Source organism: Streptomyces sp. NPDC005266, from assembly GCF_040607655.1.
Classification (GTDB): domain Bacteria; phylum Actinomycetota; class Actinomycetes; order Streptomycetales; family Streptomycetaceae; genus Streptomyces.
The window spans coordinates 142,518-156,826 of record NZ_JBEXHC010000013.1 but is presented as its reverse complement, the minus strand read 5'-3'; the positions used below and the strand labels follow the sequence as shown (position 1 = coordinate 156,826).

General features: G+C 70.4%; 11 protein-coding genes. 5 read left to right on the top strand and 6 right to left on the bottom strand.

Annotation, left to right across the window (positions count from 1 at the left end):
• The first annotated feature begins 283 nt into the window (after positions 1–283).
• Complete coding sequence (locus ABZU99_RS23000) at positions 284–2,017, top strand: TIGR03767 family metallophosphoesterase (protein WP_355953377.1); 1,734 nt, start codon at positions 284–286, stop codon at positions 2,015–2,017.
• A gap of 15 nt (positions 2,018–2,032) precedes the next feature.
• Here the strand turns inward: ABZU99_RS23000 and ABZU99_RS22995 are convergent, their stop codons facing one another.
• Both ABZU99_RS22995 and pepN read right to left on the bottom strand, forming a co-directional pair.
• Complete coding sequence (locus ABZU99_RS22995; protein WP_356046316.1) at positions 2,033–3,076, bottom strand: hypothetical protein; 1,044 nt, start codon at positions 3,074–3,076, stop codon at positions 2,033–2,035.
• 143 nt (positions 3,077–3,219) lie between these two features.
• Entirely contained in the window at positions 3,220–5,874 is a 2,655-nt protein-coding gene (gene pepN / locus ABZU99_RS22990; protein ID WP_356046315.1) for an aminopeptidase N, read from the bottom strand.
• Between the two features lie 163 nt (positions 5,875–6,037).
• On the opposite strand from pepN, the gene ABZU99_RS22985 reads away from it, so the two are divergent.
• Entirely contained in the window at positions 6,038–6,673 is a 636-nt protein-coding gene (locus tag ABZU99_RS22985) for a DsbA family protein (protein WP_355953386.1), read from the top strand.
• 129 nt (positions 6,674–6,802) lie between these two features.
• On the opposite strand, the gene ABZU99_RS22980 is transcribed toward ABZU99_RS22985, so the two are convergent.
• Positions 6,803–7,444 carry a superoxide dismutase gene (locus ABZU99_RS22980; RefSeq protein WP_356046314.1) on the bottom strand — a complete coding sequence of 214 codons (642 nt, stop codon included), beginning with the start codon at positions 7,442–7,444 and terminating at the stop codon, positions 6,803–6,805.
• Between the two features lie 165 nt (positions 7,445–7,609).
• Positions 7,610–9,031 (bottom strand): amino acid permease, encoded by a 1,422-nt coding sequence (locus ABZU99_RS22975; RefSeq protein ID WP_355953391.1) that lies wholly within the window; start codon positions 9,029–9,031, stop codon positions 7,610–7,612.
• Between the two features lie 260 nt (positions 9,032–9,291).
• Between ABZU99_RS22975 and ABZU99_RS22970 the strand changes: the two genes are divergently transcribed.
• Positions 9,292–9,885: a biotin transporter BioY gene (locus tag ABZU99_RS22970; RefSeq protein ID WP_356046313.1), complete on the top strand. Its 594-nt coding sequence runs from the start codon at positions 9,292–9,294 to the stop codon at positions 9,883–9,885.
• 95 nt (positions 9,886–9,980) lie between these two features.
• Here ABZU99_RS22970 and ABZU99_RS22965 read toward each other — a convergent pair whose 3' ends face one another.
• Positions 9,981–11,450: an amino acid permease gene (locus ABZU99_RS22965; RefSeq protein WP_355953396.1), complete on the bottom strand. Its 1,470-nt coding sequence runs from the start codon at positions 11,448–11,450 to the stop codon at positions 9,981–9,983.
• A 183-nt stretch (positions 11,451–11,633) separates the two neighbouring features.
• On the opposite strand from ABZU99_RS22965, the gene ABZU99_RS22960 reads away from it, so the two are divergent.
• Together ABZU99_RS22960 and ABZU99_RS22955 are read left to right on the top strand one after the other, a co-directional pair.
• Positions 11,634–12,122, top strand: coding sequence for a ribose-5-phosphate isomerase (locus ABZU99_RS22960; protein WP_356046311.1), 489 nt, complete (start codon positions 11,634–11,636; stop codon positions 12,120–12,122).
• Positions 12,122–12,931 carry a DNA-formamidopyrimidine glycosylase family protein gene (locus tag ABZU99_RS22955; protein ID WP_355953402.1) on the top strand — a complete coding sequence of 270 codons (810 nt, stop codon included), beginning with the start codon at positions 12,122–12,124 and terminating at the stop codon, positions 12,929–12,931. Before ABZU99_RS22960 ends, ABZU99_RS22955 begins: the two co-directional genes overlap by 1 nt.
• Positions 12,932–13,028: 97 nt before the next feature.
• Here the strand turns inward: ABZU99_RS22955 and ABZU99_RS22950 are convergent, their stop codons facing one another.
• Complete coding sequence (locus tag ABZU99_RS22950; protein ID WP_356227957.1) at positions 13,029–14,258, bottom strand: GNAT family N-acetyltransferase; 1,230 nt, start codon at positions 14,256–14,258, stop codon at positions 13,029–13,031.
• Positions 14,259–14,309 lie beyond the last annotated feature (51 nt).

Below are 14,309 nucleotides of genomic sequence, written 5' to 3'. Positions count from 1 at the left end.
CCGGGCGCCTACCCGCCGACCAGTGTCTCAGGCTGTGATGTAACCCGCCCGTGACTTCTCCCGCGCCCGGGGGTTCCCGGGCGTATGAACACCCGGTGAGCGGAAAAATACCTGTTCACGAGCGCGCGATGACCGTTTGCTCCCCCCAAGATCCACGTGTCGATTTCGGCGACGGGCGTTGCCACGTCGTTCACGCACAGGCCATCCCCGATGCCAACGATCCGAAGGGAAGGGCAGTGCCTGCTGCCCGCAGCTTCCGCGTGTCTACTCGGGGAGATCGCGCATGTCCCGCATACGGTCCGCCGCCTCTGCCGTCGCCGCCGTCGACCGTCGCACCTTCCTCGCCGCCACCGCCGCCACGGGTGTCACGGCCGGTCTCGGGATCGCCTTCGGCCCCGCCAGCGGCTCGGCGGACGCCTCGCAGCCCGCCACCGTGCGCGCCGCGGGCCGCCGCGTGGTCACCGCCCCCGCCCTGCCCTCCAAGGCCGGCACGACGCTGGAGACGTTCTCCGCCGCACGCCCCGGCACCGGCTACCGCCGGCTCGGCCAGGGCCCGGCCTGGGCCCGTACGGTGCGCACCGAGCTCACCGGCGCCAAGAGCGGCCGGGAGGACCGGCGCACCGCGCTCGCCTCCTTCGTCCAGCTGACGGACCTCCACCTCACCGATGTGCAGCACCCGCTGCGCTACGAGTTCCTGCGCTCCGGGAAGACGGGGGCCTGGCGGCCGCACGAGGCACTGACCGTCGTCGGTGTCGCCTCCCTGATCGAGCGGATCAACGGGCTGCGCGGCGGGCCCGCCACCGGCGCCCCGCTGTCGTTCGTGATGACCACGGGCGACAACACCGACAACAACTCGAAGATCGAGCTGGACTGGTTCCTGACCTCGATGAACGGCGGCCGGATCACCCCCAATACCGGAGACCCGCGCCACTACGAGGGCGTGCAGAACAGCGGTCTGAAGGCGTTCTGGCACCCGGAGCAGGCGCTGCGCGACGCCGACAAGCAGCTCGGCTTCCCGCGGATCGACGGCTTCCTCAAGGCGGCGCTGTCCACCGTCAACAGCCCCGGGCTGCGGCTGCCGTGGTACTCGACCATCGGCAACCACGACGATCTGGCGGGCGGCGTCTACTCCTTCGGCGGCGACTACCTGGCGGACTTCGCCACCGGCAGGCGCAAGCTCCAGATCATTCCGGCCGCCGAGGCCGAGACGATCTACCAGGGGGAGCGCAAGGGTGCCGACCCCAAGGGCAAGGACATGAAGGCGCTGCTGAAGGCGCACGCCAAGGACATGCGCACCGTCACCCCCGACGAGCGCCGCGCGCCGTTCACCCGGGCCGAATACCTCACCGCACACCTCGACCCGGCCCACACCGGGCCCGGTCCGGTCGGCCACGGCTACACCCGGGCCAACCTCGACGAGGGCACCCTCTACTACTCGTTCCGGATCTCCGACGACGTCATCGGCATCAGCCTGGACACCACCGACCCGGGCGGCCACTACACCGGCTCGGTCGGCACGGCCCAACTGCGCTGGCTGGAGCGGACCCTGAAGGCCCACAAGGACGACTACGTCCTGGTCTTCAGCCACCACTACAGCGACAGCATGAACAACATGAATCACGACCCGGCCCGGCCGGGCGAGGCCCGCCACGGCGGTGACGAGATCGTCGCCCTCTTCAAGCGCAACCCCCAGGTGCTGGCCTGGATCAACGGCCACAGCCACCAGAACGAGATCACCGCGCACGGCACCTTCTGGGAGATCACCACCGCCTCGCACGTCGACTTCCCCCAGCTGGCCCGGGCCATCGAGGTCGTGGACAACCACGACGGCACGCTGTCCCTGTTCACCACGCTCATCGAGTCGGCCGCCCCGCACCGCACGGACTTCACGGACCTGTCCCAGACCGGTCTGGCCGCGCTCTACCGCGAGCTGTCCTTCAACGCGCCGGGTGCCAGCCAGAAGCTCGCGGGCGACCCGGACGACCGCAACACCGAGTTGCTGCTGCGCAAGGCATGAGCCGAAGGGGCGGGCTCAGCGCGGCAGCACCACCACATAGGAGGCCGGGTCGCGGTCGGCCGCGGCGATGAGGGCGGTGCGGACCACCGCGGCCTGTTCCTCCAGGCAGTCCCGGAGCCTCTTCGGGGTGACGCGGACGACCGTGATCCCGAGCCCCTCCAGATGCTCGCGCTTGCGGCCGTACCCGCCGTGCGGGGTGTCCTCCTCGGGGCGGGGGGCCCGCGCGTCGATCTCCACCGCCACGGCCTGCTCCCGCCAGTAGGCGTCCACCCTGCCGAGGCCCGGGCCGCCGGGCAACCGCAGCTCGACATTCCACAGCGGCTCGGGCAGGCCGTAGCCGCGGACCATGTCGTACAGCCGTCCCTCGGCGATGGCCCGTCCCTCGGCGAGCAGCGCGTCCACGGCGTCCACGACATGCGGCCGGGACAGCAGCCGGGCCGAGCTCAGCTCCTTGACGACCGTCGCCGCCTCGCAGTGGCCATGGCGCACGGACTCGGTGAGCAGTCCGCGCACCAGGGCGGCGTCGCTGAGCCGGCCGACCGCGTCGGCGAGGGCGCGGGCGACCGGCGCGGTCGGCACCCCGGCCACGTACTGGGGGCTGGGCAGGGCGCCCGCCCGTACGAAGCGGACGAAGCCGGTGGCGCGCAGCCGCCGGGTGCGCGGCACCAGCACGTCGACGTGGTCGAGGGAGGGCAGCGGGGGAGCGGAGGAGAAGTGGTGCAAGGAGAGCGCCGCGAGCCCGGTGATCATCGCCTCGCCGTACGGGCCGCCGGCCGGCTCCCCGCCGCCCCCCGGCCCGCCGCCGGAGGCCGCCGTCTGGCCGCGGCTCGCGGTGTACAGCAGCGCCGCGAGCAGCCGCTCCTCGCTGGTGGCGGGGCCGGGGTGGAGCAGATGGACGCCCGGCAGGATCTGCTGCCAGGGGCCGCCGGCCCGGCAGCGCTCCGCGGCGACGGCGGCGGTCACACCGTGTTCGCGGAGCTGACGTGACGTCAGGACCCGGCGCTGGACATCCGAGAGGTGGTGGAGGGGGCGGGGGGACAGCGGCGTGTTGTGGCTCATGCCCCCCGCCATTCCCGTCCCCGCTCCACCCTCTAACCCCTGTTACAGAGTCGTCGACAAAACTGGACAACACCGCACTAAAGTACGGCAGTTCGAATGCCGAAAGAGCCCCCGCCCGGTTGCCCGGGCGGCTGCCGGAGCCGTCAGACGGCCGCGCGCGCGTCGCACTCCTGTCCGCGCAGCGACCGCGCGAGGTCGTCGCGCGCCTCCAGGACCAGCCGCCGCAGCGCGGGCGCCGCGTCCGGATGGCCGGCCAGCCAGGCGTCGGTCGCCTCCAGCGTGGTGGCGTCGCCCTGAGTGCCGGGGAACAGCCCGCGCACGATGGCCATCCCGATCTCGATCGACCGCTCCTGCCAGATCCGCTCGATCACCTCGAAGTAGCGCGGTGCGTACGGCGCCAGCAGCTCCCGCTGGCCCGGCTGGTCGAAGCCGGAGATGGTCGCCTCCACCAGCGCGTTGGAGAGCCGGTCGGACTCCACCAGCGCCTCCCACGCCTCGGCCTTGACCGCGGCCGACGGCCGGGCGGAGAGGCAGCGCACCTGGTGGCGCTTACCGGAGGCGGTGTCGTCACGGGCCAGCTCGGCCGCGATCAACTCTTCGTCGGCCGCCCCGTGAGAGGCCAGCGCGGCCAGGAACGTCCAGCGCAGCTCCTGGTCGACGTCGAGCCCGTCGATCCTGGCCGTGCCGTCCAGCAGCCCGCGCAGCAGCCGCAGCTCGGTATCGGCGACGGCGACCTGGGCGAAGAACCGGGCCCAGGCCAGCTGATGCCCGCTGCCCGGCGCGGCGAGCCGCAGCTCGCGCAGCGCGGCCTCCGCGATCCGGCCGCCCGCCGCCGCGCGGCCGTCGGGCGCGGTGTAGTGGTGCAGGGCGGACAGCGCCCATGCCTGGACCATCTGCACCACGCCGATGTCGCTTTCGGCCCCGGCGAACCGGTCCACCAGCCCGAGGAAGTCGCGGGCGGGCATCAGGGCGTCCCGGGTCATGTTCCACAGCGCGGACCAGCACAGCGCGCGGGCCATGGGGTATCCCCGGCCGGAGGCTGGGGAAGGATCGGACAGCTCGCCGAGGTGCTCGCGCAGCGTGTTCAGCGAGCCCTCGTCGAAGCGGGTCTTGCAGTAGGTGAGGTCGTCGTCGTTGACGAGGATCAGATCGGGCCGCTGGGCCCCGGCCAGCTCGGTGACGACCGTGCGGGGGCCGTCGATGTCGACCTCCGCACGGGCATAGCGCACCAGTGCCCCGGCGCCCTCCCCGGCGGCGGCGTCCCTCCGGTACAGCCCGACGGCGATCCGGTGCGGCCGCAGCGTCGGGTGGCTCTCGGACGCCTCCTGGACGACCGCCAGCTCCGTGATGTGCCCGGCCGCGTCGTACGTCGCCTGCGGGGTCAGCGCATTGACGCCCGCGGTCTCCAGCCAGGCGCGGGACCAGGCGGCCATGTCCCGGCCCGAGGTCTCGGTGAGCACCGACAGCAGATCGGTCAGCCGGGTGTTGCCGTACGCATGCCGCTTGAAGTAGCGCCGCGCGGCCTCCAGGAAGGCGTCCTGCCCGGCGTAGGCGACGAGCTGCTTGAGGACGGAGGCGCCCTTGGCGTAGGTGATCCCGTCGAAGTTGAGCTTGGCGTCCTCCAGATCGCGGATGTCGGCCGTGACGGGGTGGGTGGACGGCAGCTGGTCGGCGCGGTAGGCCCAGGCCTTACGGCGGTTGGCGAAGGTGATCCAGCCGTCGGTGAAGCGGGTCGCCCCGACCATCGAGAAGGTCCCCATGAAGTCCGCGAACGACTCCTTGAGCCACAGGTCGTCCCACCACTCCATGGTCACCAGGTCGCCGAACCACATGTGCGCCATCTCGTGCAGGATGACGTTCGCCCGGTGCTCGTACGACGCCTGGGTGACCTTGCCGCGGAAGATGAACTCCTCACGGAACGTCACACACCCCGGGTTCTCCATCGCGCCGAGGTTGTACTCGGGCACGAACGCCTGGTCGTACTTGCCGAAGGGGTACGGGTAGTCGAAGTGGTCGTGGAAGAAGTCCAGACCCTGCTTGGTGACGGTGAAGATGTCGTCCGCGTCGAAGTGCTTGGCGAGCCCCTTGCGGCACAGCGCGCCCAGCGGGATCTCCAGCACGGAGCCGTCGGGGAGTGTGCGGCTGTAGCGGTCCGACTCGTAGTGGTACGGGCCCGCCACGATGGCCGTGATGTACGTCGAGATGGGCTGGGTCGGGACGAAGCGGGTGGTCGTGCCCCCTTCCGCGTCGCCCGTCGGCTCGGTCTCCGCGACCGCCCCGTTGCTGAGCACCGTCCAGCCCTCCGGGGCGGTCACCGAGAAGGTGAACGGCGCCTTGATGTCCGGCTGTTCGAAGGTGGCGAAGACCCGGCGGGCGTCGGCCGGCTCGTACTGGGTGTAGAGATACACCTCGCCGTCCTCGGGGTCCACGAAGCGGTGCAGCCCCTCACCGGTCCTGCTGTACGCGCACTGCGCGTCCACCACCAGCTCGTTCTCCGCGGCGAGCCCGTCCAGCGCGATCCGCGTCCCGTCGAAGACGGCCGCCGGGTCCAGCTCCCGGCCGTTCAGCCGCACGGAGGTCACCGAGGGCGCCAGCAGATCCATGAAGGTCGCCGCACCCGGCTGGGAGCAGCGGAAGCGGACCGTCGTGGTCGAACGGAAGGTCCGAGGTGAACCCAGCCCCGCCCCGGCGTGCTCCCCGACCGCTGACCGCACATCGAGCGCCACCTCGTACGCGTCCACGGCCAGCAGCTTCGCCCGCTCGCGGGCTTCGTCACGGGTCAGGTTCTCACCGGGCACGACGTGGCTCCCTCGGCATGTCTCGGATATCGGACAGCCGGAATCATGTCACGGTGCACTGACGGGGGGAATCGGGGAATGCGGTCCGATCCCGTCCATGTTGCCTGAAGGAGATAGCGCTTTTTCCGTATGCGATTCGTCTGCGCCCGACCGAGGAGAAACCGTGACCGAGACTGCCAAGACTCCTGCCGACTTCTGGTTCGACCCGCTGTGTCCCTGGGCGTGGATGACCTCGCGCTGGATGCTCGAGGTGGAGAAGGTCCGCCCGGTCGAGGTGCGTTGGCATGTGATGAGCCTGGCCGTGCTGAACGAGCCCAGGCTCGACGAGCTCCCCGAGCAGTATCAGGAGCTGATGAAGACCGCCTGGGGCCCGGTCCGGGTCTGCGTCGCCGCCGAGCAGAAGCACGGCAGTGAGGTCCTCGGCCCGCTCTACACCGCCCTCGGCACCCGCTTCCACAACCAGGGTCTGGAGAAGAACCGCGAGACGATCGTCGCCGCCCTGGAGGAGGCCGGTCTGCCCGCCGAGCTCGCGGACGCCGCCGACTCGGACGAGTACGACGTCGAGCTGCGCGCCTCCCACAAGGAGGGCATCGACCTGGTCGGCCAGGACGTCGGCACCCCCGTCATCGCCGTCCCCGGCGCCGACGGCGAGCAGGTCGCCTTCTTCGGCCCGGTCGTGACCCCCACCCCCAAGGGCGAGGCCGCCGCCAAGCTGTGGGACGGCACCCTGCTGGTCGCCTCGACCCCCGGCTTCTACGAGATCAAGCGGACCCGCACGGTCGGCCCGATCTTCGACTGACGCCGCCCGAGAACGGCCCCGGGAACGCCAGGGCCCCCGCGCGAGTCGACCGCGCGGGGGCCCTGTTTTCCGCCTGCCGGTGAAGGTTGAGAAGACGATCACACAAGCAGGAGGTCCGGGCGCTCCGTACTACGGAGCCAGCAGCAGGTTGTTGGCGCGCTCCTTGGCGGCGGTGTAGCGGCGCGCGACATCCTGCCAGTCGACCACCTTCCACATGGCCTCGATGAAGTCCACCTTCTGGTTCTTGTACTGCAGATAGAAGGCGTGCTCCCAGGCGTCGAAGACCAGGATCGGCACTGAGCCCTGGCCGACGTTGCCCTGGTGGTCATAGACCTGCTCGACCACCAGCCGGCTGCTCACCGGCTCGTAGGCGAGCACACCCCACCCCGAGCCCTGCGTGGTGGCGGCCGCCTTGGAGAGCTGCGCCTTGAACCCCGCGAACGAGCCGAAGTGCTCGGCGATGGCATCGGCGAGCTCGCCCACCCCGTCCTTCTCCAGCGGCTCCCCGCCGCCGTCACCGGTCATGTTGTGCCAGTAGACGCTGTGCAGGATGTGCCCCGACAGATGGAAGGCCAGATTTTTCTCGAGCCCGTTGATCGAGCCCCACTGGTCCTTGTCCCGCGCCTCCGCGAGCTGCTCCATCGTGTCGTTCGCGCCCTTGACGTACGCGGCGTGATGCTTGTCGTGGTGCAACTCGATGATCTCGGGGCTGATGACGGGGGCCAGCGCCGCGTAGTCGTACGGAAGTTCAGGAAGCGTGTAGATGGCCATGCGGAGCCCTCCGGGCGGCTTATTGCAATTAACTTGCAACTACACGCTAGCAGCAAGAGAGTTTTTCGCCGGCCGGGACCGACCATCCGGCACCAAAGACGGAGGCGGGGCAGGCCCTCGCACCGAGGACCTGCCCCGCCTCCTGAGAACGGGGGAGTGAAAGCGTCAGCGCCGGGCTGCCGCCATCCGCTGCCGTACGCAGCCGATGACCGCCAGGGCGAGCGTCAGCACGGCCGTGGCGTACAGCTGCGTGCGGGTGTCGCTCTCCCGGAGCATCAGCAGCAGGACACCGACCGTCGCGGCCAGGGCGATCCAGGTCAGATACGGGAAGAGCCACATCTTCACCACGAGCTTCTCCGGCGCCTCGCGCTGGAGGCGGCTGCGCATCCGCAGCTGGGCGACCGCGATGAAGGCCCAGACGACCAGCACGGCCGCGCCGACCATGTTGAGCAGCCACTTGAAGATCGTGTCCGGCCACCAGTAGCTGAGCAGCACCGCGACAAAGCCGAAGAAGGAGGAGGCGAGGACGGTGAGGCGGGGGACGCCGGAGGTGACCTTGCCGAGGAAGGCGGGGCCCTCGCCCCGGGCGACCAGCGAGTAGGACATGCGGGAGGCGCCGTAGATGTTGGCGTTCATCGCGGACAGCAGCGCGACCAGCACGATGACGTTCATGATGTTCCCGGCCGCCGGGATGTCGAGGTGGTCGAGGACCGCCACATACGGGCCGTCGGCCACGACCGCCTTGTCGTTCCACGGGATCAGCGTGACGACGACGACCATCGAGCCGACGTAGAAGAGGGCGATGCGCCACATCGCGGTGCGCACGGCGCCCGCGACGCTCTTGACCGGGTTCTCGGACTCGGCCGCCGCGATCGTCACCGTCTCCAGTCCGCCGTAGGCGAAGACGGAGGCCAGCAGACCGACGACGAGGCCGTTCACACCGTTGGGGAGGAAGCCGCCGTCGCCGGTGAGGTTGGCGCTGCCCGGGGCGTCGGTGCCCGGCAGGATGCCGAGGATGGCGAGGACGCCCAGGGCGAGGAAGAGGGTGATCGCGGCGATCTTCAGCGCGGCGAACCAGAACTCGAACTCGCCGAAGTTGCTGACCGCCGCGAGGTTCGTACCGCAGAAGACCGCCATGAAGAGGGCGACCCACATCCAGGAGTCGGTGGCCGGGAACCACTGGACCATGATTCCCGCCGCGCCGATCGCCTCAGCCGCGATGCCCACGCACAGCAGCACCCAGAACATCCAGCCCGCCGTGAACCCCGCCCACGGCCCGATCGCCCGCTCGGCGTGCACGGAGAAGGAGCCGGAGGCCGGATTGGCGGCCGACATCTCGCCGAGCATCCGCATGACGAGCATCACCAGCAGCCCGGACAGCGTGTACGCGATCACGATGGACGGTCCGGCGGCGGCGATTCCGGCGCCGGAGCCGACGAACAGGCCCGCGCCGATCACACCGCCGAGGGCGATCATCGACAGGTGGCGCTGCTTGAGGCCATGGGAGAGCGGGGGCGTGGCGGTCGCGCCCGCGCCGGTCGCCTCAGCAGCGCTCGGTGACGCGGATGACGCTGGTGTCCGGTTCATGTGTTCGTCATCGTCCCTAGGTGGATGCCGGGCGGGTACAAAAAACGTCCCCCAGTGTGCGGCCAATGTCCGATGAGAACAATGTTGAGCTCGAAACTTTCCGGATATCGGACATCGCGGTCACGCTTCGTAATGCGGCGATCTGCCTGAAGCCGCCAAGTCCATGGCTCGGCCTTTGTCTCATTCGGCGGTGATCGAAGATCGATCGCTGGGCTAACGTCGCCAGAGTCCGCACCGCCTTTCCCCTCGGAGCTTCGCTGATGAGCACTGTTTCTGCCGCTGCCGCGCCCGGTACCGTCCTCGCGGACGCGGTCTTTCCCGCCCGGCGCGCCCTCGTCCGGGACGCCGCGCTGGTCCTCGGGGGCGTCGCGCTCACCGGCCTGGCCGCGCAGATCTCGGTGCCCGTCCCCGGCTCGCCGGTGCCGGTGACCGGCCAGACCTTCGCCGCGCTGCTGGTCGGCACCTCGCTCGGGGCCCGCCGGGGCTTCCTCTCCCTCGCGCTGTACGCGCTGGTCGGGATGGCGGGCATGCCGTGGTTCGCGGAGGGCGGCTCGGGCGCCGCCGCGCCGTCCTTCGGCTACGTCCTGGGCATGCTGCTCGCCGCCACCGTGGTGGGCGCGCTGGCCCGGCGCGGCGGGGACCGCGGGGTGCTGCGCACCGCGGGCACCATGGCGATCGGCTCCGCGATCATCTACGCCGTGGGCGTCCCGTACCTCGCGCTGGCCGCCCACATCTCCCTCGCCCAGGCTGTCGCGGCCGGGCTGACCCCGTTCCTGGTCGGGGACGCGCTGAAGGCGGCGCTGGCGATGGGCGCGCTGCCGGCCGCCTGGAAGCTGCTCGGCCGCCGGGGTTGATACCAACTCGGCCGCCGGGGTTGATACCAACGAGCCGGGGCCCGCACCCTCCATGGGCGCGGGCCCCGGCTCGTACGGCACGGCTGGTGCGCACCCTACGGGGCCACCGACTCCTTGGAGGCGGCGGGGTCGGCCGCCGCCTGGCTCCGGGCCCCGGTGATCCGGTCGCGGACCAGGGCGAAGCCCACCACGAGCGCGGCCACCAGCGCGGAGAGGATCACCTGCTGGCGCCCGTCCTTGTCGGTGAGCATGTAGACCAGCACGAATGAGATCATGCCGATGGTCGCCCAGGTCAGATACGGGAACAGCCACATCCGTACGATGAGCTTCTCCGGGTTCTCGCGCAGGATGATCCCGCGCATCCGCAGCTGGGTGAAGCAGATGACCAGCCAGACGAAGAGCGCGACCGCACCCGAGGAGTTCAGCAGGAAGTCGAAGACCGTGTCCGGCCACTGGTAGTTGAACCAGACCGCCAGGAAGCCGAAGACGACCGACCCGAGAATCGCGGCCTGCGGGACGCCTCGCGTGTTGGTGCGGGCGAAGGCGGCCGGGGCGTCGCCGCGCCGGCCCAGGGAGAAGGCCATGCGGGAGGCGGTGTAGAGGCCCGAGTTCAGGCAGGAGAGCACGGCGGTCAGCACGATGACGTTCATGATGTCGCCGGCGTGCGGGATGCCGATCGAGTCGAGGGCGGCGACGTAGCTGCCCTTGTCGGCGATCGCCTTGGAGTCCCATGGCAGCAGGGTCACCACGATGAAGATCGAGCCGAGGTAGAAGACCGCGATCCGCCAGATCACGCTGTTGGTGGCCTTTGAGACGGCCCGCTGCGGGTCCTCGGACTCACCGGCCGCCAGGGTGACGATCTCGCTGCCCATGAAGGAGAAGACGACCAGCAGCACACCGGTGAGGATCGCGCCCGGACCATTGGGCAGGAAGCCGCCGGTGTCGGTCAGGTGGGCCAGGCCCGGGCCCGGGTTGTCCGAGTGCGGCAGCAGCCCGAAGGCCGCGAGTCCGCCGATCACGATGAAGGCGGCGATGGCGACGACCTTGATCCCCGCGAACCAGAACTCGAACTCACCGTAGGAGCCGACCGAGACCAGGTTGGCGGCGGTGAGCACGACCATCACGATCAGCGCCCAGCCCCACTGGGGTACGGCGGGCCACCAGCCCTCCAGGATCTTGGCGCCGGCGGTCGCCTCGACCGCCAGCACCACGACCCAGAAGAACCAGTACAGCCAGCCGATGGAGAAGCCGGCCCAGCGGCCGAGCGCCCGGTCGGCGTAGGCGGAGAAGGAGCCGGAGCTGGGATTGGCGGCGGCCATTTCGCCCAGCATCCGCATGACGAGGACGACCATGAGGCCGACCAGTGCGTAGGAGATGAGAATGCCGGGCCCGGCCTTGGCGATTCCCGCGCTGGAGCCGACGAACAGGCCGGCGCCGATCACTCCGCCGATCGCGATCATGGACAGATGGCGATTCTTGAGTCCGGCCTTGAGGCCGTCGGGGGAGCCCGGTCCGGAGCCGCCCGGTGCCTGCTGCTCCGAGGTGGTCGCTGGTTGTGCGCTCATGTGCTCGGTTCCTTTGCTCTCGCGATACGAGCGACGCCAGTGAATCTCAGGAAGACCATTTGCTGAACCTTTGAATCCGGATCGTTACTTGAGGTTTTCATGAGGTTCCTTGGTAAGGAAAGGTTTTTCCGCGCGCGCCTACCCGGCGCGGCGTGAGCGACACGGTCATGTCACACTCGGTTTATGCGCGTGTACCTCGGCTCCGATCATGCCGGTTTCGAACTCAAGAACCATCTGGTGGCCTGGCTCAGGGCGGCCGGCCATGAGCCCGTCGACTGCGGCCCGCACATCTACGACGCCCAGGACGACTACCCGCCGTTCTGCCTGCGCGCCGCCGAGCGGACCGCCGCCGACCAGGGCAGCCTCGGCATCGTGATCGGCGGGTCCGGCAATGGTGAGCAGATCGCCGCGAACAAGGTAAAGGGCGTACGTGCCGCGCTGGCCTGGAGCGAGCAGACCGCCGCCCTCGGCCGTGAGCACAACGACGCCAATGTGATCAGCATCGGCGCCCGGATGCACACCCAGGAAGAGGCGACCAAGTTCGTCGAGATCTTCCTGAACACGCCGTACTCCGGCGAGGAGCGGCACACCCGCCGCATCCAGATGCTCGCCGCCTACGAGACCACCGGCGAACTGCCGCCGATCCCCGCCCATCACCCGCACGGCGACTGATGCCCGAAGGGCACACCATTCACCGGCTGGCCGCCGACCACCTCGAGATCTTCGGCGGCCGGCCCGTCCGGGCCATGAGCCCGCAGGGCAAGTTCGCCGACGGCGCCGCGCTGATCGACGGCCAGGAGCTGCACCACGCCGAGGCGCATGGCAAGCACCTCTTCCTGGACTTCGCCGCCACCGGATGGGTCCACGTCCATCTGGGCCTCTTCGGCACGTACGGCTTCGGGCCGGCCCCCGCCCCGCCGCCCACCGACACCGTCCGGCTGCGGCTGGCGAACCCCACGGGGTACGCCGATCTGCGCGGGCCGACCGCCTGCGCGCTGATCACCGACGAGGAGAAGCGGGCCGTCCACGACCGGCTCGGCCCCGACCCGCTGCGCCCGGCGGACGACGGCGAGCACGCCTGGGCCCGGATCTCCCGCAGCCGGGTCAGCGTGGCCGCGCTGCTGCTGGACCAGAAGATCGTCGCCGGGGTGGGCAATGTCTACCGCGCCGAGGTCCTCTTCCGGCACGGCATCGACCCCTACCGTCCCGGCCGCCGGCTCCTGCGCGCCGAATGGGACGCGATCTGGTCGGATCTGGTGGAGCTGATGCGCGAGGGCGTACGGAACAACCGGATCGACACCGTCCGCCCCGAGCACACCCCCGAGGCGATGGGCCGCCCGCCGCGCGTCGACGACCACGGGGGCGAGGTCTACGTCTACCGCCGCGCCGGGCAGCCGTGCCACATCTGTGGCGGCGAGGTCCGCACCGCCGACCTCGCCGCCCGCAATCTCTTCTGGTGCCCGGAGTGCCAGTCGGCCTAAGCGGTTACGGCGAAGTCAAGTGCTGATCCTTCTCGGCGTCCAAGCCCTCGGCCAGGCCGAACGGCGAGGGATCAGCGGCGAACTCCACCGCATCCGCTTAGAAGCCGTGAGGCAGCCAGGGGGCGACGACGGAGAGGAACGCGGCCGACGCCTCCGCCAGCGCACCCTTTCGCGCCTCCTGGACGCGGCCCGCGCCCGCCAGTGCGGCCAGCGAGACCCCGCCGAGGTACGCCGCGCCCAACTCCCGCACGCCAAGCCGTAGATCGGGGGCGTCGCTGGTGCGGCCGCAGGAGGCGCCCTTCGCGTCGCCGGTCAGCCGCCAGCGCCCCTCGTTCCAGGGACAGAAGGAGTCCGTGACCTCCAGGACGACATCCACCGGGGTCGTATACGTACGCGCCTCCAGCGCCGCCCCCACGTCCACCAGGCGCACATGCAGCGAGTCGCGCAGCCGTACGTCGCATCGGCGGATGTCCGAAACCAGGTGCTGCCACGGGTCGTCGACCGGGCGGCCGCCCGTCCTGATCGCCGAGGTCAGGTCGAGGTCGAAGAGGAAGCGCCACAGCGCCGCGTACGACGCCGGGTCCAGGGCCTCCAGATCGCGCAGCAGGACCAGGCCCTTCGGCCCGGCCATATCCCAGTCGGGCTTGACCGCGAAGCGCGCGTACCCGGTGACCTCACCGCCCGTCTCGGCGAGCACACAGCGCAGTGGGGACGCCCCCTCGCGCTCGCCCGGCGGGTCCAGCAGCCGCAGCCGCTCCCAGCCGGGGCGGCGCTCCAGCATGCCCGGCCGCTCGGTCACCCGCCGGGCGTAGACGGCCTCACACTCCTCGGCCGCGGCACCGGGCGCCACCGCACGCAGCCTTACGTCATCGGTGCCCTCCGGGACGGTCAGCCGCACCCGGGTGGTGTCGATCTCGGCGTAGACGCTCTGCGTGGCCGCGCCGTACCCGAACCGGCCGTAGATGTCCGGTTCCGATGCGGTCAGGACGGCCAGCGGCTCGCCCGCCGCGCGGATGTCGTCCAACTGGCGAAGCATCATGGACCGCAGCACCCCGCGCCGCCGGTGCGTCGCCTGCACGCTGACCATGGTGACGCCCGCCGCGGGCACCACGGCGCCACCCGGCACGCACAGCCGGAAGCTGAACAGCCCCGCTGTGCCGACGATGTCCGCGCCGTCCCAAACGCCGATCGAGCGCTCGCATTCGGTCAAGTCCCGCCAGAGCGCGGTTTCCTCCGGCGACTCGGGTACGCCGCCGAACGCGAACACCAGCTTTCCGTACCAATCATCCCAAATCGTGGGATCGAGCACCCGCAGCTCAGTCGTCATATTCCCATCCCTAGCAGCAGTTTCCCGTACACGCGAACGGATTTCGCTTAC